The organism is Paraburkholderia fungorum (assembly GCF_046027215.1).
In the GTDB taxonomy this organism is placed as follows: Bacteria; Pseudomonadota; Gammaproteobacteria; order Burkholderiales; family Burkholderiaceae; genus Paraburkholderia; species Paraburkholderia fungorum_D.
Genome location: NZ_JAQQEN010000003.1, coordinates 569,422 through 593,004, shown reverse-complemented (window position 1 = coordinate 593,004; position 23,583 = coordinate 569,422). Strand labels below are relative to the sequence as shown.

The following is a 23,583-nucleotide window of genomic DNA, read 5'->3' as shown; positions in this document are numbered from 1 at the left end:
CAAAAAACGAGACGCTTTATGGTCCTCCATTACGTCATGATCTTGCATGCGGATTTGATTTCTTTGAGACGCGTCTCTGTTCGAAACAAGCGACTAGCTAGCATGCCGCCCTGATATGAGGCATAGAGCATGCGGGCCGCACTTTCCGGCGTACCGTTGACGGCGAAGGGCCGCTCCTCGAGTCCTTGTGTTAGCACCTTCGCCAGCCAGTTTTCGTTCGCCATGAAGAATGTCTGCAACGCAAGTCGGACGCTCTCCGGCAACCACCCAATGTCCGCGGCCAGCATGCTGCACAGGCAAATCTGATTTCCGTCACCGACTGTACTGTCGAACAGCTCCGCGTATTTAGCGAGCTGCGTTTCCGCAGGCAATGCAGCATCGATCGCCTGGATGGAGTTGAGCACGTTGTTGCTGTACTCATTGACGGCCTCAAGGACAAGATCGTCCTTTGACGGGAAGTAGTAGTGGATGCTCGAAGTCTTCACACCAACTAGCTCCGACAGGTCTCGATAACTAAAGCCGTTGTAGCCACGTGTCATGATCAGGGGGATTGTGTGGTCGAGAATCCGCCTGCGGACTGATGGTGTTCCCATAGTGCTGCTGTCGTTTCGATAGGCGGCATACTGCCGACTAGTTAGTAGGACCTCAAGGTAAATTTCCGATGAGGTGGATCTTCGACGATACGGTGGCGCGTTCGCTGAAAACGCATACAGGTTGTGCGTTCAGCGAACGTGCCCGGGTGCCTGGTTGCGCGACGCGGCCGGTGGTCGTCGAACTCACGTCGCCCCGGCGCTCCAAACCGGGAATCGTTCGATGGTATTTCATGATCGTTGCTCCTATGAGCATGCCGGCCGTGCGGGACATGTATCGAGAATAGCCGCCCGGTAACGTCATCTCCTCTTGGTACGCTGAAAAATCCTGAAATCTTCTAGCCTTGCGCTGAGGCGTCGTTGGCAGCACCCAGACCGCAAGCACGTAGTCGAACGGATGCGGGTGATGCCACAAGTCTGAGCAGGATGCACTTCAAGGAAAGCAAGCTGCCGGCTGAAACCCTGCGCTGCCTGGTATTGAGTGTAAGTAGGCGATTTGCGAAAAGGAGCGACGTATTTTTAACACTGCGGACGACGGAAGCTGTGTCTTTACAATCTCCTATCGCATCTGAAGTTCTGTATGCCAATACTTCATATTCAAAATGCGGGGTTTTTCTCGCCCTCGGAGCCGGCAGCTTCACCTGATGCGGCAGCTAGTCACGCACACGCTCATGCCTCTGAGGATCAGATTATTCGCACCCCGCTCAGCTTTGGACAGCCCTAACCTCATTGCAGCGATTAGTGCGTATCGAAAGGGATATCCCGAAGTCAATTTTCACTCGACGCTCGCCAACGACACACCGGTTCTCACCAAAGAAAGCTGCTGCGTGGAAGGCAACGCATGCGGAAGGAAAACGTAAATTCATGAGGTTAAGCGGCTGCTCGACAGAGCTCACGACGACGCACTTGGCTCAGATTTCCTTCGTAATTCGTCTTCGTCACGGTTTGTGCGTCACAGGCGTCGGCCGCCGAGCGGCCAGCCGGTCTGGCATGTGCCCGAGGTGATGCCATGATTACTGACAAATGTTCACATGGCATGAACCGATCAGCGATGACTTGTGACAAGGTTCGATAACGGGAGATCAGGCGGCGCGGCGTCGAATTTTGGCCAGAAGGGATACAGCGGTTCTGTAATCTCGCGTTGTGTGCCCCTGCTTCATTTGATCAATTGCGGCACAAAGGAGGTCTTCATCGTCCTTGCAACCTCAAGCGAGTCATGAGCCTACTTGGCGTTGCAGGGATGATGAAGTCCATGAAGATGGTTAGAAGCTAAAGCCCCGAGGGGCTTTGTTGTGCTCCCGTCGTTCGATCAGTGCAAACTCGCCGTATCAAACTCGATCGACCTGAGCGGCAATCGCCGCTCTTAGCGGCAAAATTGGAGTTTCCACACACACTGGACCAACAAGGGCCGTTCGACTTTCTACAGGGCGGTCGTTCGCGATTGTCTGACGCTGCATGCAAGCGGTGGCAGTGAGCATCAACTTCGATGCACGATTGCGATACGGATTAGTGACGGTGGCGTGCAATCCCATATCAGGGCGACGAAATGCCTATCTCGATTGATTTGCAGCGTTTCGATGAACGCCGCTGCAATGTTCCCAACATGCACGAGCGGCGCCTTTCCTGTCCGGGTTTCGCGATGATAGTCATGCAAGTAAAACCGGATGCATTGCGCGTGAGGATTGGGTGAGGCGTCGCGCCTATACAGACGAATTCGGCGGCGCGGGATCCTTGGCGCTCCGATTTCGCGACGTGCCGGGCGATTGTCGTAGCGCTTCGGCGCGGCGGCGGGATGAGCGATCTGGCCCTGGCGTCAGGATCCACGTGAAGCTGACAGAGTGGCCGAGGCACCGGGGCGCCCGACGGTCTTCTCGTCGGCCATCGTGGCCTGCAGTGCGTCGGCCACAATCTGGCTGGCGGGGGGCAAGGTGCGTCCTGATAGCTTGACGATGCCCCAATCGCCATAGACTGGGGTCAGGTTGGGAATCGGCAAGCGTACCAGCGTGCCTTTGGCGACCTCGTCACGTACCAGCCGATCAGCGCAGGTCAACACGATATCTGTGCCGGGGATCATTTGCTTTAGCAGCGCGATGTCGTCGCATTCGATTTGTACCGGCAGCACGGTCCCCTCCGGTAATCCAAACGACGCAGCGAGCTCATGTCTGGCAATAGGGGGGATCCGCACCGACGCTAGCGGATAGGCCAGCAGCGCTTCCGTCGACACCATTGGGCGGCGCCGTTTGCCGGGCGGCTGCAGCAGCGGGTGCTGGCGGCAGCAAAAGAAACCGACTGGCAAAGCGCCGAGCGACGTGACATCGATATGCTCATCTGTCGGCAACGCTCGGGTATCGGCGATGAAGAAATCGATTTGTTCTTCTTGCAACATCCGCAGCAATTGCAGCCAGTTGTTGACCTCCACGCGGATGGCGATCTTCGGGTAGCGGTTATGGAACGCGCGCAGCACGGGCGCGACGATCGACGCTGCGGAAAATGGCCCGGCACCGAAGATCACTTCACCCAATTCGGCGTCCCGCAGGAGTTTGAGGTCGTGGGACAGGCTGCGCGCCTCCAGCAGCAGGCGCCGAGCACGCTGTATCACCTGTTTGCCGACAGAAGTGAGTTCAACCGATCCGCCATTGCGATCGAAAATGCGCAATCCGCACGTCTGCTCGAACGCGGCGATGCTGCGGCTGAATGCTGGCTGACTCAAGTGAACACGTTCGGCTGCCCGGTGGAAATTCAGCGTCTCGGCAAGGGCAATCACGTGCTGGAGATGCTTAAGGTTCATGATGCAACCAATGCATTGAATACGTATTGATAATGCATTAGACATGCCACTAATGCAATCCGATACTCAAATATCGCAAACAAAACCGGGACCGCTACTGCATTCCGGCGGTTACGGGCATGCTTGCCCACACGAGCTGTCGCTCGCGCATGTCCCGCTATCATCGACCAGGAGGATGCTATGTCGGATAACGCGCTCGGCCTCAGCGGTGTCACTTATGTACAGGATTCGTCGCCGCTATCGAGGCGACGAATCATTGCGGCCACCACGATCGGCAATGCACTCGAGTTCTATGATTTCCTGATCTACAGTTTTTTTGCGGCCCAGATAGGACGGGCATTCTTTCCGGTGGGTAACGAGATCGGCTCGATGCTGGCGTCGCTAGCGACGTTTGGCGTGGGCTTCCTGTTTCGTCCGTTGGGCAGCATCGTGCTCGGGGCGTATGCCGATCGCCGTGGACGCAAAGCAGCGATGTTGCTGACCTTGGCACTGATGGCACTGGGCACCGCGATTATCGCGTTCACGCCCACCTACGCGCAGATCGGCGTGTTCGCGCCAACGCTGATTGTCTTGGGCCGGATCCTGCAAGGGTTTTCCACTGGCGGTGAGGTAGGCGCTTCTACCTCGATGCTGGCCGAAGCCGCCCCGAACCATCAGCGTGGCTTTTACATTAGTTGGCAAATGGCGAGCCAGGGCCTGGCGGTCCTGGCGGCTGCGCTGATTTCGTTCACGTTGACAGCAACGCTGGACAAGGCGGCGCTAGCATCGTGGGGATGGCGTTTGCCGTTTGTCGTTGGCATGCTGATTGCGCCGATGGGCATCTATATCCGACGGCAACTCAAGGAAACATACGCTCGCGAGATGGCGCCGGACGCGCCGCAGCATCCGGAAAGCGCACTCACTGATCTGGTGGCCAGCTACCGACAACTGTCGGTGATGTCCACGTTGATTCAGGCCGGCTCGCAGATCACTTCGTACATCTTTATTGTCTATTTGCCGACCTATGCCATCGTGCAACTGCACATGCCGGCGCATCTCGCCTTGGCGGCGGTGATCGCTAGCGGCATCGTGATCTTCGTGGCCAGCCCGCTACTCGGCATATTGAGCGACAGGGTTGGGCGAAAGCCTCTGGCCTGGGTCTCGCGCATTCTGTCGATTGCAGTGGCGATACCGTGTTTCCATGCGATGAACTTGCAGCTGCCGATGTGGGCGTTGGTGCTGATGCTCGGTGGCCTGGCCATCCTGGCTGCCATGTGCGCGGTGGGGAACTACACGCTGGTGACGGAGAATTTTCCCGCCAAAGTGCGGGCCAGCGGCATGGGTATCGCGCAGGCCATCGGCGCCGCGATCTTCGGCGGCTTCGCACAATTCACGGCGACCTGGTTGATCCACGTGACGAGTGACCCGCTCGCGCCTGCATATCTTGTGATCGTCTGCTGTGTGGTATCGACGATCCCGCTGTTTTTCCTGCGCGAGACGCGCAACGTCCCGTTGACGTGACCCCCTTTCTTTGATGCCGAATCTCCAAGTCATGCGAGACACTTATCCCCGTTATGCCCGGCCCAGTGGCTGGAACCAGTTGCTGCCGCCGCGGCAGACGCTCACCGCCGGGCTCAAAGGCGAACACCGCGTGCGCTTTGCCGTGATCGGCGCAGGTTATGCCGGCGTCGCTGCCGCGCGGCAATTGGCCGAATCTTTTCCCGGTGAGCCGATCGTGCTGGTCGAGAGCGGTACGGTCGGCGATGGTGCGGGCGGCCGGAACTCCGGCTTCATGATTAGCCTGCCGTACGCGAAGGTCTTGGGCAGCCGCAACGCCGCTGAAGCCGAGTGGCAGAAGACGATGCTGCAGACTGGGCATGCATGGCTCGAAGCACTAGTAGCGCAGCATCATATTGACTGCAGCTGGCGAACTTGTGGCAACTACAAGGGTGCAACAACGGCCCGGGGAGAAGCCGAGCTGCGGCAACTGGCGGCGCAACTGACCTCGCTCGGCGTACCGTTCAAGGCGCTGACGCGGGAGGAACTGACGCAAACACTAGGCACGTCATTTTATCGCCATGCCATCTGGATGCCGAGCTGTACCCTGGTGCAGCCTGCCGCACTGATACGAGGGCTGGCCGACGCGCTGCCCGAGCAAGTGATGCTGGCTGAGCATACGCCGGTGCTCGACGTGCAGCACGGCCGCCCACACCGGCTGCTGACACCAAACGCGCGTATCGACGCCGATGTGGTGGTGTTTGCCAATAATGCCTTTCTGGGTCGCTTCGGGCTGGCGCGCAATCGCCAGATCACCGTATACACCTACGCCGCGCTTACCCCCGCGTTGCCGGATGATGAGGGTGCCCGCCTTGGCAGCACGAGCGACTGGGGCATGGTGCCGACCGAGCGCATGGGCGCGACGACGCGCAAGGTCGGCGGTAACCGCTATATGATCCGGACAGGTTTTTCGTACAACCGCGAACAGGACAACACAGAGATCGAGACGATGCTGCAGCAGGCGTATCGGATGCGTTACCCGCAGATGCGGCGCCATGATCTCGAGTACGTCTGGGGTGGCGCGGTGAGTCTGACGCGCAACGGGGCGCCGTTCTTCGGGCAGGTGGCGCCGGGAATGTATGGTGTCTCGGGTTGCAATGGTTCGGGAATCATCAAGATGTCGCTTCTGGGCCGGTTGCTGGCCGAACAGATTGCCGGCCAGAGCAGTCCGATGCTGCAACGCTGCATGGCGTGGGCCACGCCCACGTGGATCCCGCCCGAGCCGTTGCGCCGCATTGCCGTGTCGATGTCCATGCGCAAGTATCAGCGGCAAATGCACGATGACGTGCCGGATGCAACGCGTCGGGCATTCCTAAGGTGAGCGCGCTCGGCCAACTGCTCGTCGACCTGACGAGCGGAGGCAAATCCGCGCTGTTGTCGGAAACGCTCGGGTTTTGCGCCCCCTTCATTCCGCCGGAGCCGATCGGGCGCATAGCCGTCCCCCCAATCCGGCACTTTCAACGCTAACTTACCATCGGAGTACGAAATTGAACACCTCTGCGAATAGATTGCAACCGGTCAGATCGAACATCGTCAATCCGCCTTCCATCCCCATCAGCAACGCACTCGTCGCGGGCGATGTGATCTATAGAGCCCGCCCTGTCCGGAGGACACATCATGGTCACGCTGTCTCAATCTGCCATCCTGTTTCACTTCGGCGCGACGACCGTTAACCCCGGCCGTCGCGAGCTGAGTCATGACGGTGTGTGCGTCAGCGTTGGGGACCGCGCATTCGATCTGCTGATGCTACTTATCGAGCAGCGTGGTACGGTCGTCAGCAAGGAAGAGATCATGGAGGTGGTCTGGCCGCGAAGAATCGTAGGCGAGAACACGCTTGAAGGTCAGGTATCGCTACTGCGGCGCGCGCTGCAAAGTGATCGCGATGCGATCCGGACCATTGCCGGACGTGGCTATCAATTTGTCGGAGAGCTGGTCACTCATGCGCCGTCCGGCCCAGATCCTATGAGCGCGGCGCCGGCGGCCCCGGTCGCACTCCGCGGCAAAGGGCTTCCCGCTTATGTGTCGCGGCTCATTGGCCGCGAGACCCATCTCGCGGAACTCGTGGATTTGATCCGGTCGCGACGCCTCGTCACCCTCGTCGGGGCAGGCGGGGTGGGCAAAACGCGGCTCGCGATCGAGGCGGGCCGCCAGGTGTCGTCGAACTTCGCCGACGGCGCCGTCTTTGTGGAACTGGCAGCGACCGCATCGGCGGACTACCTGCCAGCCACTGTAGCCACCGCATTCGGTTTTCCGCCTGGTGATGGAACACGAGACTTCGAAAAAATTGCGCTAAGCCTTCACGATCGGCGCCTCGTTATTCTCGTTGACAATTGCGAACACCTTATAGAAAGCGCGGCTGAGCTCATTGAGAGGCTTCTACAGGTGACCCCTGCCTCGACTGTCATTGCCACGAGCCGGGAGGCGCTGAGGATCGAGGGCGAGAGGGTTTATCCCGTGCCGTCGCTCGACATGCCGTCGCACGACGAGGCGCACGACGCTATGCGCTTCGGCGCGATCCAGCTATTCCTCGAACGGACCAGTTTGGAGCCGGACGCGGGCATCGACGCGTGCATGCCGCTGATCGCCCGCATTTGCAGACAATTGGACGGCATCCCGGTGGCGATCGAACTCGCGGCCGCGTGTACCGGTGCCCTTGGCATCCAGGGCGTGGCTGACCGCCTCGACGACCGCTTTCAGATCCTTCGCAACGGGGCGCGGACCGCGCTCCCGCGCCAGCAGACATTACGCGCAACGGTCGACTGGAGCTACGCGCTTTTGCCGCCGCGGCTTCAGACGGTGTTGGCCCGGCTCAGTCTGTTCGCGGGAACCTTCACGCTGGACTCGGCGCAGCGGATGATCGTCGCCACCGACATGCCGCCACACGAGGTAACGAGCGCTATTGCCGAACTCGTCGACAGGTCGCTTTTGTGCGCCGTCCCCAATCTTCCCCAGATGCAGTACCGGCTTCTCGACACGATCCGTGCGTATGCGCGCGAGTGTCTCGTCGAAAGCGGTACAAGCGACGACTGGCTAGTTCGTCACGCGCGGCATGTTCTCGACGTTTTCCGGACCGCCGAGAGATTCGCCAGAGAACGCGCCGAGATTGACTGGAACCGCACGTTCGGGATTTATCTGGACGATCTGCGCGCGGCTGTCGAATGGGCTTTCTCAAATGACGAGACGGTAGTGGTCGCGATCGAGCTTACCGTGGCCAGTATCGCCCCGGCAATGCAGTTTGCACTGTTCGAGGAATGTCTTCGCCGCGTGGACAAAGCTCTCGAGGCGTTGGCGCGGCTTGCCGTCCACGCCCGGCTCAATTTACCTGTCGTTGAATGGGAAATGAAGTTGCAGGCGGCGCGCGGCGCGTGCCTGTTGTTCCAGAGTGCGGGCGCTCAGACTTGCGAAGCATTTGCCGCTGCGTTGGCGCTCGCGCAGGAGACCGGTGATGTGGAATATCAGCTACGGGGCTTATGGGGCTGTTGGAGTCATGCATACCTGAATGGGCGATATCCGCAGGCGCTTGCGTTGGCCTCGCACTTTTCAGAGGTTGCTGCAAACTCCTCCTGGTCCAGCGACCGGATGGTGGCGCGCACGATGTCTGGAATCGCTCATTTGTGCCTTGGGCAACCGAATGAAGCACTCATCGAACTGGAGTCAATCTGCATGCCTGGCGGGCGAACCAGCCGCGCTGAACGCATCCGGTTTCTCTATGATGAGCACAGTATGACGCGGTCGGTGCTTGCGCAGGCGCTATCCTTTCTCGGCCGTCACGAAGAGGCTGAACAAATGGCGCAGCGCGCACTTGAGGACGCACACGCCCTGGGTCATTCACCGTCGATATGCTACGCGTTGAGCGAGGCATTATGTCCGACCGCACTGCTGCGCAATGACGATGCGGGACTCGCCAAAGCGGTGCAATCGCTCGCAGACGCCACCCGGCGGCATGGCGTGTCGACATGGAAGGCCCGTGCGGAAATGTGGCGAGGGTTGATCGCGCTGCGCTTGGGTCAGGTCGAATCGTATGACGCCAGCATTGCCCCTTCGTTGGACGAAATTGGCGAGGCGCAGTACTGCGTCGTACTGACCGCGTTCCTCGCCGAAACCGCCATTGCGTTGGCAAGGTTTGGCCGAGCCCGCGATGCGGACGCATTGATCGCTCGCGCCATGGCGAGGGCAGCAGCTGTAAAGGACCTCTTTTCCTGGCTAGAACTGATGCGGGCGGAAGCGGAGATCATGCTTCTACAGGGGGGACTCGACGCCACCGCTGAACTAGCTGAATGTATGCTCTTGAACGCATTGTACGTCGCCCGCGGTCGAGGGTTTGTAGCTTGGGAGACGCGTTGCAAGGGTAGCCTCGAACGGTTATGGAAACTCATCGGAAAATCGCCGGTTCAGTTCGACTTGGCGCAATCGACTTTGCCAGCGCCGTACGAACCCCTTGATTTCCTTCTCACGATGCCATTGCGTGCCAATAACATCGCGGTTTGATACAAGAAAATTTCAGAACTTTTCAGCGCAAAAGGAGGCGATGACGTGGCCGGGCCGCTACTCTCGACGCATGTGTCCTAATCGGCATGCGCTAGAGGAGCAACGATCATGAAATTCCACGGGACGATGGTCGGCTTTGAACGTCCGGACGGGCGTCCCCTCGACGGCTACCTTGCCGCGCCGGACGATCAGGCCGGCGCGCCCGCCGTGCTCGTTCTGCAGGAATGGTGGGGCCTTAACGACCAGATACGTGGAGTCGCGGACCGGCTAGCGAGCGCCGGCTATTTCGCGCTCGTTCCCGACCTCTTTCGAGGAAAGACGACCGTTAAGGAAGAAGAGGCCAATCATCTGATGAACAGCCTCGACTTCGCGGAAGTCACGTCGCAGGATGTCGCTGGCGCGCTGCAATATCTCGGAACGAAATCGGACCGTATAGCCTCAATGGGCTACTGCATGGGCGGTGCGTTAACACTGCTTGCCCTGTGCCACCACCCCGTGCTCTCTGCGGGTGTGGTCTGGTATGGATTTCCGCCGCTCGAGTACGTCGAAGCAGCGAAAATTCGCGCGCCAATTATCAGCCATTGGGCGATTCAGGACGAGTTCTTTCCCATCGAGACGGCGAATGAACTGGAGGTGCGGTTGCGCGACGCCGGCGTAGATGTTCAATTTCATCGATACCTTGCATTTCATGGATTTTCGAATGAAACGGCTGTGGGTGGCGGACGCATATCCCGTACGCAGTTCGATCCGGTCTGGGCGGCGAAAGCATGGGATCGAACCTTTACCTTCCTTGGCCGGGCCATGTGGAAGTGGGGGGGGCGCGTAGATGAGTGTAGGTGATTACTCAGTGCTTCTTCTACGTCAAACCCCAGAGGCGTCAGCGCAACGTGGTTCAAATGTCCCCGGTAACACATATAGGACCCCTGAGGTTTTCGTGTAGATTTCCAGCAGGATAGAGAGCGAAAGATATTTAAGGATGCCTAATCTAATCGGCAATATGTTCGGGCAAACGAACATCTGTCACGGGCTCCCAAGTCTAGAAGACCTGCGTGCGAATCGCGCGCTTATGCTGAGAGTCGGTGGTAATGGCAATACGTAAGTGGATTCCTCATTCGATTGCGGTCCAAACCCAAACGTTGCAGTTGACGCGCCGTCTTGAAGCGGCAAATCACTGTGGTCCGTGCTCATGTCGCTGGTTTGAGTTTTCTGCCCGTTATGATTGAGGATCATTAGCAGGCCGGTGAAATACCTCATGTAGCGGTCATCCGGAACGCAGGCGTAAACGTTGAACGTATGTCATCAATGAGAGCGAGATGGAACGGATGCGTGGGCCAGATGGTTTTACCGAATCAATGTTCACGGTGTTGAAGCTGGACGATTTTGTGCCGAAGGACCATCCGGTGCGTCCGATTCGCACCTGGCTCAATGACGCGCTTAAACGCATGGACGATGTGTTCGCGCGGATGTACGAGGCTGACGTGAAAGGAGGTCGGCCGAGTATTGCGCCGGAGAAGCTGGTGCGAGCTCTTTTGCTGCAGGTGCTGTACTCAATTCGTAGCGAGCGCATGCTGGTGGAACAGATTTCCTACAACATGTTGTTCCGCTGGTTCGTCGGCCTGCCGATGGACGGGACCGTGTGGGACCACTCGACGTTCAGCAAGAACCGCGACCGGTTGCTCGAACACGATGTGCTGGTGTTGCTCTTCAACGAGACAGTCGAGACCGCGCGCGAGCGCGGATATCTTTCTGGGGAGCACTTTAGCGTCGACGGCACGTTGATTCAGGCATGGGCCGGGCACAAGAGCTTTGTGCCCAAGGCAAGTCCGGACAAAGACGACACGCCTCCAGACGAACCGCCCGCGCCGAATGACAACTGGCATGGACAGAAGCGCAGTAACGAGACGCACCAATCCACGACGGACGAGCAGGCGCGCCTGTTTCGTAAGAGCAAAGGAACCGGAGCGATGCTCTGTTATATGGGCCACGTGCTGACCGACAACCGGCACGGCCTGGTGGTCAACGCACAGGTGACGCTGGCGACGGGCACCGCCGAGCGCGACGCGGCCGAGCAGATGCTTGCTGATGCCGCGAGTGTTGCGTCGCGTGCCATCACGGTCGGCGCGGACAAGAACTACGACACCGCCGGCTTCGTCGGCAGTTGTCGCGCGAATCGTGTCACGCCGCATGTGGCGCAAAACGATGGGCGTCCAGGAGGCTCAGCAATTGACGAGCGAACTACGCGTTGGCCGGGTTACGCGGTCAGCCAGCAAAAACGTAAACGCATTGAGCAGGTGTTCGGATGGGGCAAGACAGTCGGACGAATTCGACAAGCGATGTATCGAGGACTTGAACGCGTAGACCAGCTCTTCGTGCTGACGCAGGTCGGCTACAACCTGACGCGTATGCGCACACTTGCCGGTTAAGGGGCAGGAAGCAATGGATAACATCGATATGGCGAACCCGCGAGCAACGTCGAATGCCCGCAAACGTGTTCCGCGTTTCAAAAGTGCGAACCCAGCATCCGTCGTAATGGATCTGGGCGCATCAACGACGGATATTTCAACGGCCTGTTAGGGCAGATGTGCACTGATTCAGTGCTAGTTCGGTGCAATGAGGGGCTATCCTGTGGAGCTCAAAGCATTATCACAATCAGAATTAGATCTCTCGCTTCGCATTGAAGTGCTCGTTGCCGGAAAACTCCGACGCTGCACGACAAGGTTGTGTATTGTTTCGCGCAGCGCGCCTTTGACCCAGCCATTCGGCGTTCCGCATCATCTGGCCACGTGGAACGCTTGCCTTTCTCGGGTTCCTGTATTGCTTGGCGTGCAGATGATGACCGATCTGGGTCGCCTTAAGCGGTGCCTCTCGTCTGTCGTTTCGCCGCAGCCCCTGCATTGGGACTCGCGAGGGGTTCGCGACACCGCTGCCAACAGCCGAAACGCAGTCGCGCGTGTTCGCCTCCCTCCATCACCATCATATCGACGATCACGCTTCAGTTCGCATGTTTCCTGGTGTCGTTGCTGCGTATCCATCGCACTTAGTGAAAGACGCGAGCCCCATCAACGGCACCAGCGTATAGCCGGGGCGTAGCATGTGAGAGATGGCCACGTGCGGTAGGCACCGTAGACTGCTGCTTTTAGCAACCACGTCACGGGTGTAGCTAGAGCAGGCGATGGTTTGAGCAATCGGCATGATTGGAAATTTCAATTGACAGTCTATCTAGTGATAGATAAAGTTCAGCACATGAACACTACATCGACAGTACGTGAGCAAATAGTCCGGCACGCTATCACGCTGATGATGTTGCGCGGGTATAACGGATTCAGCTATCGTGATCTGTCTGAACTCGTTGGCGTGAAGACCTCGAGCATCCACTACTACTTTCCGGCGAAAGATGACTTGGTACTGGAGGCAGTTAACGAGTACAGTAAAGAGGTGCTCGGCGACGTTCATTCGATCGACGCATCGTTGCCTGCCGATGCAAAACTGGCGAAGTACACGAAGAAGTTTGGCAAGATTCTTGGCGACGGCGATCGGATCTGTCTATGCGGGATGCTCGCCGCCGATATCGAGTCGCTACCAGATAACGTACGACACGCGGTGCAGACATTCTTTAAGGCCAACGAAAACTGGCTGGCCAAGGTGCTCTCGCAGGGCGCCAAAGAAGGTACGCTAGCGTTCAACGGCAAGCCGGAGTGCGCTGCCCGGACGGTTTTCGCAGCATATCAAGGCTGTGCGCTGGCGAGCCGTCTGTTTCAAACAAGATCGCGTCTGGAGAATATCGAAAGCGCGTGGAAGGTCAGCAAGTGACGCAGTACCGAAAGGCGGTCATAACCTGTTGTCATTTATCCTTCTGTCTATCTACAGGTAGATTCATAACAGGATAATATCAGATTCCCGGGTGCGGGGGAGTCCGCACAGAAGTTGATCTAGTGATAGATAAATTTACTTAACTCTCCAGATAGGAAATACATCATGTCCATCGAAAAAGTTCTCTACCGCGCTCACGCTCAAGCCACCGGAGGCCGTGACGGCCGTGCGGTTGTGCCGGAAAGCAAGCTCGACTTCAAGCTGACCACCCCGCGCGAGCTCGGGGGCGCAGGCGGCGAAGGTACCAACCCTGAACAACTTTTTGCCGCGGGCTACAGCGCATGTTTCCTGGGTGCCATGAAGTTTGTCGCTGCGCAGAACAAGATCGCAATCCCGACCGACGTTTCGGTCAACGGCAGCGTGGGAATCGGGTTGATTCCGACTGGCTTTGGTATCGAGGTTGAATTAAAGATTTCGCTGCCCGGTATGCCACTTGAGGTCGCCCGGTCGCTGGTCGACAAGGCCCACATTGTCTGCCCGTATTCGAACGCGACGCGCGGCAACATCGACGTCAAGCTCACGCTCGAAGAAAGCGCGGGGTAACGCCTCAAGAGAGCCCTGCGACGAAGAGTCGCCCGAATCTCCAGAACACGCTTGATCCGGCGGCTCCACAAGCGGTCAAAACGCCGCCGTTCGAACAAGAAACCGTCTCGGCAAGACGCCAACGCGCTAACAGGATATCTATGTGCGTGTCGGACTCGAGACGGTTCATTAGAACTCTGTACAGGACAAATGTCATGAAGAAGATTTACATGGTTGCTGCGCTTGCAGCTACGTTGATGGGGGGAACGCTGCAAGTCGCCTCCGCGCAATCAGCATCGCCCGCCGGCGTCAAGAATGTCGTTCTGGTGCACGGGGCATTTGCTGATGGCTCCGGCTGGGCGAGCGTTGCCAGGATTCTCGAAAAGGACGGCTACACGGTGTCGATAGCGCAGCCCCCCGAGACTTCCTATGCCGAGGACGTGAAGTATGCGAAGGCGGCCGTCGACGCCATGGATGGGCCGGTGATCCTCGTCGGCCATAGCTACGGCGGCGCTATCATCACCGAGGCCGGTAACGATCCGAAGGTTTCGGGACTGGTCTACATCGCTGCCTTTGCACCTGATGTGGGTGAGAGCGCCGCGACGATTGAACAGGCCATGCCGCAGGCCTCCAAGGCGTTCAAGTCGGACAGCAACGGCAACTGGTGGATAGACCAGGCGCATTTCGCGGCCGACTTTGCGGCCGACGTTCCACCGTCCGTGTCGCACCTGATGGCCCAGTCGCAGGTGCCGATCTCCACCGATTCTTTCACCGGCAAGATTACGACACCCGCCTGGAAGACCAAGCCCAGCTGGTACATGGTGGCTAGCGACGACCGGTCGATCAATCCGGACAATGAGCGCAGGATGGCCAAGCGTGCCAATGCCACGACCGTCGAGGTGAAGGCGAGCCATGTGGCCTATTTGTCCAAGCCGAAGGAAACAGCCAAGCTCATCGAGCAAGCTGCCACCTCCGTCTCGGCCAAGTAAAGGCGCTAGTGCAATGAAAGTTGGAGTTGCCTCCAGCAGATGATGCCGCAGGCGACGTTCACGAACGCGTCATGATTGAGGGTGGAGTGTTCGACACGAATGCGCGGGCGACTGATGTTATGCAGCGACGCGATTGCGTGCTCAACGACTTATGGAGTTTCCCCCAGGTCGCTGCTGCCGTGCGGCTCGCCCTGACAGGCAATCGGGATTGCGATGTTAGCGCCACGCAGCGTGCCGACGGCGTTTGTTGTGCTCATAGCACGATCGCCTTGCGGTTGCCGGCTTCGGCAGCGGTCGGACGAACTTGCCGCGCACCGGCGAATAGAGTCGATCAGTCGCAGAAGTTGCATGACCCCATAACGGTTGACTCCGGTCCGGAGTACAGGGAGCGGAATGCGTTTCGCTTCGTTGACGAGGTGATGTTTTGAACCGGGTAGAGCACGATCGCTGGGACTGGCATCTGCTCTTTGCCAGATCGGACAGCGCGCATAGAGGAGGATTCGACGACGCGTGGCCAGTCGAAGCGATCCGCAGCACGCAACCGGACGAGGACCACTTCGTACAACAAGTCTCCAACTCCGACTTCGTGCGTACCGCGCGCTCGAGGCCAGCAGTTCATTCCCGAGTCACAACAAATCTCCTGCGGGACTATCTCTCACAAGATGCAAGGCGGCAGCGTGAAGGGTATGCCGGTCAGCAATGCGCGATCGTCTAACCGTTTGCATCTAGGGTACTGGGGGCGGCGAGGTTTTGTCGGTGGCACCGAGAGGTGGACCAGTGGCCGCGCTTCGTCATCGAGTATCGGTTTAACCATATCCTCTTCGTCAACGAAGTAGCGAAGAGGGTAGCAGAGCGCGATGTGGATTACCCCCCACCGCTCTATTCGTTAGAGTTTCTCATCTGAGAGGCATGCCGACATGGAACAGATCAACCCGTGGAGCCAGGTAGTTTCGCTCTTGTCGCATATCTCTAGCGGCGATGATGCTGTTGCTGGAGAGCCATGGCGTGCTGCGTGCAGGCGCGGCGCACGCGCAGCAAGGATAGGGAATCCGGGCAAGCCTCATCAGACTATGTCAGTTCCAGCGCCGCGCAGCAAGATTACGGCGATTGAGCGGCAGGACGATGCAAGCGCACTGATATCGTGGTGCGATCCCACGATGGGTCATTATGTCGATCAGGTTTGGGGCCGGGTGGTGGCCCCCCAAAGCGGCTACTGTGCATTGACCGGCCAGCGCATCCAACGAGGGGACGCGGTCTTCAAGCCGCGCGCGCGAGGTCGACTTCGTCCCGTCAACTATGAAGAAATGATCCTCGCCGCTGCACTTGCGCAAGCAGACTGACGCATCTGCGTCATGCGTGGGCTTCGCCGTAGACCGGTAGCTACTATGAGTTTGACCCGCAAACACGGGCTAGCCTGTGTTTGCGGCCAATCGTCTTACACCGCCGCGCAGACGCACGACGCCTGTTCCCGGGACTTGATGCCATAAGCGTCGTACTTCGCGTTTGTGATGCGCGTTGCGGTTATAACGTCACACCTCATCTGTGGCTGGGTGTCGCCCAAATTGATCTAAACCGGAGAGCAAAGATTAGTAGGACCGTTGTTCAACACGGTTTTGAGCATGAAGGAGCTGGACGTCAAGTACGTTTTCGGCGTCGCGGTCGACTGCGCTCTCCGGATCGAGGACGTAGCATGCGTCGACAAGGCGTTGATTTCGTCGTACTCGCGCCGCGGGGTCTTACAACTGACGATCACACCAGGCCCGAACAGGAATCTTCGACGTAACGCGAGTTCAACTGAAATCGGAAATGTCAGCGCCATGCGCAAGGGATAGCAGCAGCCGGAAATGGTGACCACGACAAAGCGGTCTTTTATTCTGCAATGATCTGCATCTCGAATGCGTTTCCTGACTAATTCCACGTGTTCTGTTTCTTCCTGAATCATAAACTGACGACCGACCCCAATGTATTAAAAAGGAGAACAACCGAGAATGTCGAGTTTACTATGGTAAACGCCAAAGTCGACCAAGAATGTTTTCCGATTATATCGACCCAGGAAATATGTTTTTTCAGCCGTCCAAGTTGACTTGGCCAAAGTGCTCCGCTAAGTTTGTTGAGCCAAAGTTACCGGGTGGCAGGGGCCGATGGATGCGGACTATGAAGCCACAAAGGAAATTGAAATTGCACTGAATGGCTCGCGCTACCGTGAGGCACCGCCACGATCTGACGTGACTCGACTTCGTTCTGGAACAGCGTGCCGTCGATTGCGACATTACGAATGCGCGGGTTCACGAGTGTCATGATGTTGAGCATGTGGACCACCCATAGGCAGTTTTGACAGCTCGGGGAGAAATGCGTCTCGAAGCGGTAGTTGCCGTCCAGTTCGCGGATCTGCGGAAACGTCGTATCGTCGAGTTTTAGGGAGCGCCCTCCTGCCTGAAGCAACGCGTGCACGGGCGACGTGAACTCGTGTCCTATACGAATGCCTGCAAAGCAGATGCCGGGTTTGAACACCCACAAGCTTTGTTATCCATGAGTCAGATTATTTCAACCGTCGAGGGACACGGGTCGCCCCGGAGTGAAAGCGTTGGCGTCAATTTTTTATGGATTTGGATTTAACGTACGAATTGGATACGCATTAATGATGATCTCGATTCCGCTTTCCGACGATGCATGGTCGCGCGTTGCGCATCTATTCGCACAGGACTCCAGGCCAAGATTTGGTCGACCATTTCGCCCGGATCGCGAAGTTCTAGACGCTATACTTTGGGTGGTCACCAATCGTGAAAAATGGCACAGGCTACCATCAAATTTTCCGCCAGCCCAGACGTGCTACATAAAGCACTTGAGGTGGAAGAGGTCAGGTATTTTGAGTAAGGTGTACGAGCTGCTAGGGATAAGAGACGTGTTGTAACTTTACGTTGAAGCGGTCAACGTTGCGAACTCGACGCCGTCGAGTGCCCAAACCGCGTTGCCTACTTTGAGAGTGCCGCGCTCCACTGCCATACAGTTGGGCAATTGATGGTGCCGGTTCATCGACTGTTCCTTTGATTTATCTCGGCGTTCCCAGGTTAGGGGCAACGGGAGCAGTCATCGCGTACTTTGGTCAGGTCGCAAACTTGATCATCTGATCAGAAGAGTCTAGTTCGAAAAATATGGTACGGATTCTTGGCGAAACATTGCTGGATACCGACGCGGCGCACAGCAAGAATTATGGCCGCAAACCGCTGTGCCCCCGCTATAACTGCGACCGGCGTTCAGGCCCGCGTGTGTATCGCCACAGCTCGGCGTTCAAGTTTGTCCATGGTCGCTACACCGACGTTTCGATATGAGAATACGTTTCCTCAGGTGATCAAGCTGACCCGATAAATCTCCCCAATTTTGGAGTGCCCGAGTACGAGAATTTCGATTCGCGAGGCACGCCCTTACACCACTTAGCAAATTGTTTTCGAGAGCCTGATGGATGCGTTGACTCGATTGGACCGTGAAAGATTGCTTGTAACATGGCGCAGCTTAGCCATGAAGCCGGAAATGGTTCAGTGGTACCCGTACGAATTGAACGAGTGCGGGGAAATAGTTACGAATCCGTTCCCGTCGGCGAGGCGCCAGATAGTGCTCACGGACGTCTACGTCCAACTGAACGAGCAGTTGGGTCATCTTGCCGCAATGTCGGTGGCCGTTACTACTCTCTGTTTTGGCATCATGGTCCCGGACGTCGTATGGATGTCACTGGATAAATGGGAAGGTTCTGACCGCGACGACCCGGTTCCGTTCGTGCCGGACCTTTGTGTTGAGGTGCTCCTGGACAGCGAGCGGCGGCAGCACATAGCCCGGCGGGTGAACGCCTATCTGGAAGGCGGCGCTCGCGAAGTCATTGTTGTCAGCCCACGCGGGCAGGTTGAGTTCTGGCGAGCAGAGGGTCAGCGGCAGGTTTCAATGTTCGATTTAGAGCTATCACTTGACGGAAGGTATTTCGAGGAAGACGGCGCCATCGCCTAACCCGATGGTGTCCGTTGTTGAAAAGGCCCTAACTCACTCAAAACACTGAACCGCCCCGGGAATCGTGGAGGCTGGTTGGTTTAAGTTGATGCCGGCACAGCGATGGTATTGCTGAATTGCCGGTAGTAGTTTGCCTCAGCTTCAGCGGGCGGGATATAGCCGAGAGGTTCCATCAGCCGATGGTGGTTGAACCACGCGACCCATTCCAGCGTCGCCAGCTCGACAGACTCACGCGTTTTCCACGGCGCACGACGATGAATCAGTTCGGCCTTGTACAGGCCGTTGATCGTTTCAGCCAGCGCGTTATCGTAGCTGTCGCCTCGGCTGCCAACCGACGGCTCGATGCCTGCTTCGGTCAGCCGTTCGCTGTAGCGAATGCTGACGTATTGCGAACCTCTATCGGAGTGATGGATCAGTGTTCCGTCATTGTCCGGCCGTCGAGCGTACAGCGCCTGTTCAAGTGCATCCAGAACGAAGTCCGTGGTCATCGACGAGCTGACGCGCCAGCCGACAATGCGCCGAGCGAACACGTCGATCACAAATGCGACATAGAGCCAGCCCTGCCACGTCGAGACGTACGTGAAATCCGACACCCAGAGCTGGTTCGGCCGGTCAGCCTTGAACTGACGGTTGACCCGGTCGAGCGGGCGTGGAGCCGATACATCGGGGATAGTCGTGCGAACTCGCTTTCCACGCCTCACACCGCGCAAACCCTGTTGCTTCATCAGCCGCTCGACGCTGCAACGTGCCACCGCAATACCCTCCCGGTTCAACTGCTTCCAGACTTTATCCGCGCCGTAGACCTGCATGTTGGCCTGCCAGACTCGCTTGATTTCTGGACTCAGAAACTCATCGCGTTTCGCTCGGGCACAGCGCCGCGACGGATCGCGAAGCTGTGCGGCATGACGCCGATAGCCCGACGGGGCAATCCGCAAGACCTTGCAGATCGACTCGACCCCGAAGGTGTCGCGATGCTGGTCGATAAAGGCCTTCAGGACTTCAGGCGGCGGTCGAGTTCCGCCTGGGCGAAAAATGCGCTCGCCAGCTTCAGAATCTCATTGGCACGGCGCAGTTCCTTAACCTCACGCTCCAGTGCCTTGAGGCGTTCACGTTCCGACGTGGTGACACCCTCACGCTCACCGCTATCAACTTCTTCTCGCTTGACCCATCCCAGCAGCGTCTGGCTCGTACAGCCGATCTTGGGGGCGATGGATTCAATCGCTGCCCACTGTGAGGCATACTCGCCCCGATGCTCTTGCACCATGCGCACAGCACGTTCGCGGACTTCAGCAGAAAACTTGTTCGACTTGTTCATAGCTCCATTCTCTCAAGAGTTGGAGCCTCCACCAAATCCGGGGCGGTTCAACACCCTGCCACGTCTCATTCTTTACACGATAATTTATTAAGCGCCACCGCTAGAATATGGTTCATTTCTGTGCCGAGGGGATGACGTGACTGGTAAGGGACCAGGCCTTGGTGTGGGGCTGCGGACTCCATTCAGAGTACGGCTCGCCTATCTGGTGCAGCGTGGCGTTATCACTTGTTTTGATGGCCGGTGTGTTCCCCGAAGATAGGCCTGAGGATGAAATTCCAATAGATTGGCTATCACAAGTGGATAATCGACTTGGGTAACAGTTGGGCAGCAGTGCTCAAATGCCGAAAACATCTTCGTATCGACGAAAGGAGGTGCAGGACGTACACGTAGTCGGTCGCCGATGGTCGATTCCGAATTCACCCGGTCCCGCCTATGGTTCTGACCTACCTGCGACAGCCTGGAGCAGGGTGAGTAGTCGCACCGGAGAGAGCGGCTTTACGCAGTACGCGTCAAAGCCGGCCTCGAATGCGCGGGCTATGTCTTCACGAGAGCCCCGTGCCGTGAAAGCAACGAGCAGCATGTTGCAGGTAAGCGCGCTTACCTTGAGCCGGCGCGCGAGCTCGAACCCGGTTATGCCAGGCATTGCAATGTCGATAACGATGGCGAATGGCTGCCATTGTTCGGCGAGCGAGTATGCTCCGCACGCGTCGCCCGTACTGCAGGCTTCGAACCCATTGTGCACCAGTAAGAGTTGCAGCGCATCTGCGCAGGCGGGATAGTCATCGACTACGAGTACACGTGGATGTGCAATCGGTCCCGGGCCGTCAACGGCGTGCGACATCATGAAGTCGTCAGTGCTGCCGACATAGATACGCTGGACCATGACGGTGTCTCCCGGTCGAACCTATCCGTCACCTGTGACGCGCCTTGCGCGAAGATGGAAGGTACCACCGCCCCTTCTGCACTGACCGGCCTACCCGACAAACTCAATGCAAATGACGACCACTGCGACAGAGCTTCACCAACGCCTAGAGCAAAGAAGTGTCGTGGCGTAGAAAACTCACCACGCCAAGGGGTGCGAAGGTGTACTTCTGCGTCCCACACAGTTTCTGGCAACTCGACACATGCGAAAACACAGACGGACGCTGCACCGGTATCTGCCAATAGGCACCGACCTTTCGGTTTACAATCAGGACGAACTCGATGCCATCGCAGACAGTTCGAATGCCGGCTCGTGCGACGGACGCCTTCCATTCACCATGCGAGTTCTTCGCCGCAACCCTCGCCTCGGGAAGTCGACCCCAAGGCTCTAAAAATTAAATCCGCTGTCGTGCCTCATCCTTGAAACTGTCGGGAAAATTCTCGTCCCTCAAGCCAAAAAAGTCCCTCGAGGTGGCCAATATCTCGAGGGGCTAAACCGTGGGGCCAGACGAGGAGAGCAGATTGCCCCACGGGCAGGGAAGTTCGCGCTGGCGATTTCTTCAGTCCTTCACAAACGCAGATGAAAGTCGGTGCATCGCATTTGAGTATAAGACAGCCCGGAAATCGCTGCATTTATCTCGCATCTCTCAACGTGGATTCCCGCCCCTAGCGGAAGAGCATGGCTAGGGGCAACACTTCCCCGTCTGATAGTAGCTAGCCATTCAGCTGGACAACCTCAGTGAATTCGACGCGAGGGCTTGCACCGCGATCTCTTCGAAAAACGGATACGCAGTTCCATGACGAATGCGAGACGCCACGGCGAAGACATCGAGAATGGACGTTAGGTTTTCTGTCAAAGTGGATGCCGGCTAGCACCGATGCCGTCGCCTTGATACAACAGTAAACCCTCCTAAACTGATGAAGTACAGCCGCACTACACCTTAGCTGGCGGGCTTTCATCAGAATTGTTTCCAATTTGTGACGGATTACCCCAGCAAATCGGAAGGATCTAGTGCGACCCCGAAACGAAGTCGTGCCGCACCTGCCCTTCTATACTCGCGCCGTAGTTTAAGTATCAATCCCAACACGCTGGAGTTAATTCATGAAAAAGATCCCCGTCGCCATTGCCGTATCTGCTGCACTTGCAGCATCGGCTGCTCATGCACAGAGCTCGGTCACGCTGTACGGTCTTGTCGACGCCGGTATCGCGTACACAAATAACGTTGGTGGCAGCAGCCGCGTCGCGCTGGCGAGTGGCAACATCAGTGGTAGCCGGTTCGGCCTGCGTGGAGCAGAAGACCAGCTAACCGTGATCGACTGGTCCGCGCGGCCCACTTCGACGCGGATCTCAGCCGGGCGCGCGTTCTTCGTGTCGAGCGGGAGCGGTACGAATGCCGGCGCCACTGACGACTGCACCGCCACATCGCTACGTGAGACGAGAAAGCGCTCGTTCCCTTCGGCCTGCTCTACCCAACGTCGGAGCAGATTTGCGTTCAGCTTGTGGTGCAACGCGATGGCCGCGAGCGATACCCCAGGCCCCTGGCAGGCTGCCACCACCTGGGCTTTGAACTCGACGCTATAGCGACGGCGTCGACGCCGGCCAAGCGGGACTTCTTCTTCGATAGTGTTCACGTGTCCACCTATTTTAGTGGATACGATGCTCCCAAGACCTTCAATGCAACTCAAGATGGGATGGCTAGGCGCTTACGCTGCTTCTAGAGATTTTGAACGCTTATGACGCTCGGGGTCGCGACGTTTCCGTGTGCAAACACCAACTCCTATGAGCAATGTGGGCGATCCGTTTCTGCAAGCTATCCGCTTCAGGGGGGGCTTCTCAACGGAGCACAGATCTAGTTCACCCTCATTACTGCGTCCGAGCCGTTGCGGGCCCTATGAGAATGCCTTGATGAGGCGGTTGGCGAGTTGCGCAATCATAGCTGCGTGCTGCTGCAGCTCGTCCGATGTTCGGCCCGGGCAAGTCGCGCCGCGCCATAAGACGCTCAATCCATCAGCTAGCGATGATGCCTCCGTGCTTTGTGATTCGAGTGCGGCTTGTTCAAGTCGCTTCAGGAAAGCCGAATGCACGATCGCAATTCGACGCCGAACTTCGTGGCGTTCATCGGGGAAGCTGAGCGCAAGTTTCAGCAACGCATCACCGGTGTAACCAGGCGTTGCCATTTGCCGACTTAAACTAACGAAAAAAAATGCCACATGATCTAGTGGCCGACCCGGGCACCGTGCCTCGATCTCATTCCATTCGGCCGCCAAATTTTCGCCCGCCCAGTCTACGCAGGCGATAGCAAGTGCGTCTTTGGACCCATACATCCGGTAAATTGACATTTTATGCGTGTCAGCCAGCTGTGCGATTTCGTCGACGCTGACAGTGGCAAATCCCTTTTGATAGAAGAGGGCCGCCGCCGCATTCAAAACAGCGGGACGGATATCGGACGCCAGCCTTCTGCCTCTTTTGGTCGTCGAAGACTGGTCGCACACTGGCGGTGTTTTCATCTGGCCGTCGGTCATAACATGTCAATCTGAAGAGCACGTCTGGGATAGCGGCGAATTGAC

16 protein-coding genes, 4 pseudogenes and 1 other annotated feature are annotated in these 23,583 nt (G+C 57.6%); of the genes and pseudogenes, 12 read left to right on the top strand and 8 right to left on the bottom strand.

Features of this window, described 5'->3' with window-relative positions; genetic code table 11:
• Nucleotides 1–29: 29 nt before the first annotated feature.
• A complete protein-coding gene (locus PQR27_RS38510; protein ID WP_408528876.1) occupies nucleotides 30–593 on the bottom strand; it encodes a TetR/AcrR family transcriptional regulator in 564 nt (187 codons plus the stop codon).
• A 1,810-nt stretch (nucleotides 594–2,403) separates the two neighbouring features.
• Nucleotides 2,404–3,378 carry a LysR family transcriptional regulator gene (locus tag PQR27_RS38505; RefSeq protein WP_408528875.1) on the bottom strand — a complete coding sequence of 325 codons (975 nt, stop codon included), beginning with the start codon at nucleotides 3,376–3,378 and terminating at the stop codon, nucleotides 2,404–2,406.
• A 180-nt stretch (nucleotides 3,379–3,558) separates the two neighbouring features.
• On the opposite strand from PQR27_RS38505, the gene PQR27_RS38500 reads away from it, so the two are divergent.
• The 8 genes from PQR27_RS38500 to PQR27_RS38465 all read left to right on the top strand — a co-directional run bounded on the left by PQR27_RS38500 (nucleotide 3,559) and on the right by PQR27_RS38465 (nucleotide 14,783).
• Nucleotides 3,559–4,878, top strand: coding sequence for an MFS transporter (locus PQR27_RS38500; RefSeq protein WP_408528874.1), 1,320 nt, complete (start codon nucleotides 3,559–3,561; stop codon nucleotides 4,876–4,878).
• Nucleotides 4,879–4,909: 31 nt separating this feature from the next.
• A complete protein-coding gene (locus PQR27_RS38495) occupies nucleotides 4,910–6,235 on the top strand; it encodes an NAD(P)/FAD-dependent oxidoreductase (RefSeq protein WP_408528873.1) in 1,326 nt (441 codons plus the stop codon).
• 296 nt (nucleotides 6,236–6,531) lie between these two features.
• Nucleotides 6,532–9,402 (top strand): ATP-binding protein, encoded by a 2,871-nt coding sequence (locus PQR27_RS38490; RefSeq protein WP_408528872.1) that lies wholly within the window; start codon nucleotides 6,532–6,534, stop codon nucleotides 9,400–9,402.
• Between the two features lie 108 nt (nucleotides 9,403–9,510).
• Nucleotides 9,511–10,242, top strand: coding sequence for a dienelactone hydrolase family protein (locus tag PQR27_RS38485; RefSeq protein ID WP_408528871.1), 732 nt, complete (start codon nucleotides 9,511–9,513; stop codon nucleotides 10,240–10,242).
• Nucleotides 10,243–10,724: 482 nt separating this feature from the next.
• Entirely contained in the window at nucleotides 10,725–11,825 is a 1,101-nt protein-coding gene (locus PQR27_RS38480; protein ID WP_408528984.1) for an IS5 family transposase, read from the top strand.
• 820 nt (nucleotides 11,826–12,645) lie between these two features.
• Nucleotides 12,646–13,212, top strand: coding sequence for a TetR/AcrR family transcriptional regulator (locus PQR27_RS38475; protein WP_408512250.1), 567 nt, complete (start codon nucleotides 12,646–12,648; stop codon nucleotides 13,210–13,212).
• A gap of 165 nt (nucleotides 13,213–13,377) precedes the next feature.
• Nucleotides 13,378–13,815 (top strand): organic hydroperoxide resistance protein, encoded by a 438-nt coding sequence (locus tag PQR27_RS38470; RefSeq protein WP_408528870.1) that lies wholly within the window; start codon nucleotides 13,378–13,380, stop codon nucleotides 13,813–13,815.
• 194 nt (nucleotides 13,816–14,009) lie between these two features.
• Complete coding sequence (locus tag PQR27_RS38465) at nucleotides 14,010–14,783, top strand: alpha/beta fold hydrolase (protein ID WP_408512248.1); 774 nt, start codon at nucleotides 14,010–14,012, stop codon at nucleotides 14,781–14,783.
• Nucleotides 14,784–14,788: 5 nt separating this feature from the next.
• Here the strand turns inward: PQR27_RS38465 and PQR27_RS38460 are convergent.
• Nucleotides 14,789–15,597, bottom strand: a pseudogene (locus PQR27_RS38460) (transposase family protein).
• A gap of 103 nt (nucleotides 15,598–15,700) precedes the next feature.
• Here PQR27_RS38460 and PQR27_RS38455 point away from each other — a divergent pair.
• Complete coding sequence (locus PQR27_RS38455; protein ID WP_408512247.1) at nucleotides 15,701–16,123, top strand: DUF3331 domain-containing protein; 423 nt, start codon at nucleotides 15,701–15,703, stop codon at nucleotides 16,121–16,123.
• 865 nt (nucleotides 16,124–16,988) lie between these two features.
• Here the strand turns inward: PQR27_RS38455 and PQR27_RS38450 are convergent.
• A pseudogene (locus tag PQR27_RS38450) lies at nucleotides 16,989–17,282 on the bottom strand (alkyl hydroperoxide reductase subunit F); the annotation flags it as partial.
• 139 nt (nucleotides 17,283–17,421) lie between these two features.
• Between PQR27_RS38450 and PQR27_RS38445 the strand changes: the two are divergent.
• Nucleotides 17,422–17,694, top strand: a complete 273-nt coding sequence (locus PQR27_RS38445) for a transposase (protein WP_408512246.1) — start codon at nucleotides 17,422–17,424, stop codon at nucleotides 17,692–17,694.
• 545 nt (nucleotides 17,695–18,239) lie between these two features.
• Nucleotides 18,240–18,779, top strand: coding sequence for a Uma2 family endonuclease (locus PQR27_RS38440; RefSeq protein ID WP_408528869.1), 540 nt, complete (start codon nucleotides 18,240–18,242; stop codon nucleotides 18,777–18,779).
• Between the two features lie 80 nt (nucleotides 18,780–18,859).
• On the opposite strand, the gene PQR27_RS38435 is transcribed toward PQR27_RS38440, so the two are convergent.
• A protein-coding gene (locus PQR27_RS38435) for an IS3 family transposase (RefSeq protein WP_408242455.1) occupies nucleotides 18,860–20,094 on the bottom strand; the annotation gives its coding sequence in 2 pieces (ribosomal slippage) (nucleotides 18,860–19,806 and nucleotides 19,806–20,094; 1,236 coding nt in all).
• Nucleotides 19,700–19,816 (bottom strand) — a sequence feature (AL1L pseudoknot). It overlaps the preceding gene by 117 nt.
• 430 nt (nucleotides 20,095–20,524) lie before the next feature.
• Entirely contained in the window at nucleotides 20,525–20,977 is a 453-nt protein-coding gene (locus tag PQR27_RS38430) for a response regulator transcription factor (RefSeq protein ID WP_408512244.1), read from the bottom strand.
• A gap of 1,140 nt (nucleotides 20,978–22,117) precedes the next feature.
• On the opposite strand from PQR27_RS38430, the pseudogene PQR27_RS38425 reads away from it, so the two are divergent.
• Nucleotides 22,118–22,315, top strand: a pseudogene (locus PQR27_RS38425) (porin); the annotation flags it as partial.
• A gap of 140 nt (nucleotides 22,316–22,455) precedes the next feature.
• Here PQR27_RS38425 and PQR27_RS38420 read toward each other — a convergent pair.
• Nucleotides 22,456–22,647 (bottom strand): annotated as a pseudogene (locus PQR27_RS38420) (transposase); the annotation flags it as partial.
• A gap of 258 nt (nucleotides 22,648–22,905) precedes the next feature.
• Nucleotides 22,906–23,538 carry a TetR/AcrR family transcriptional regulator gene (locus PQR27_RS38415; protein ID WP_408512238.1) on the bottom strand — a complete coding sequence of 211 codons (633 nt, stop codon included), beginning with the start codon at nucleotides 23,536–23,538 and terminating at the stop codon, nucleotides 22,906–22,908.
• Nucleotides 23,539–23,583 lie beyond the last annotated feature (45 nt).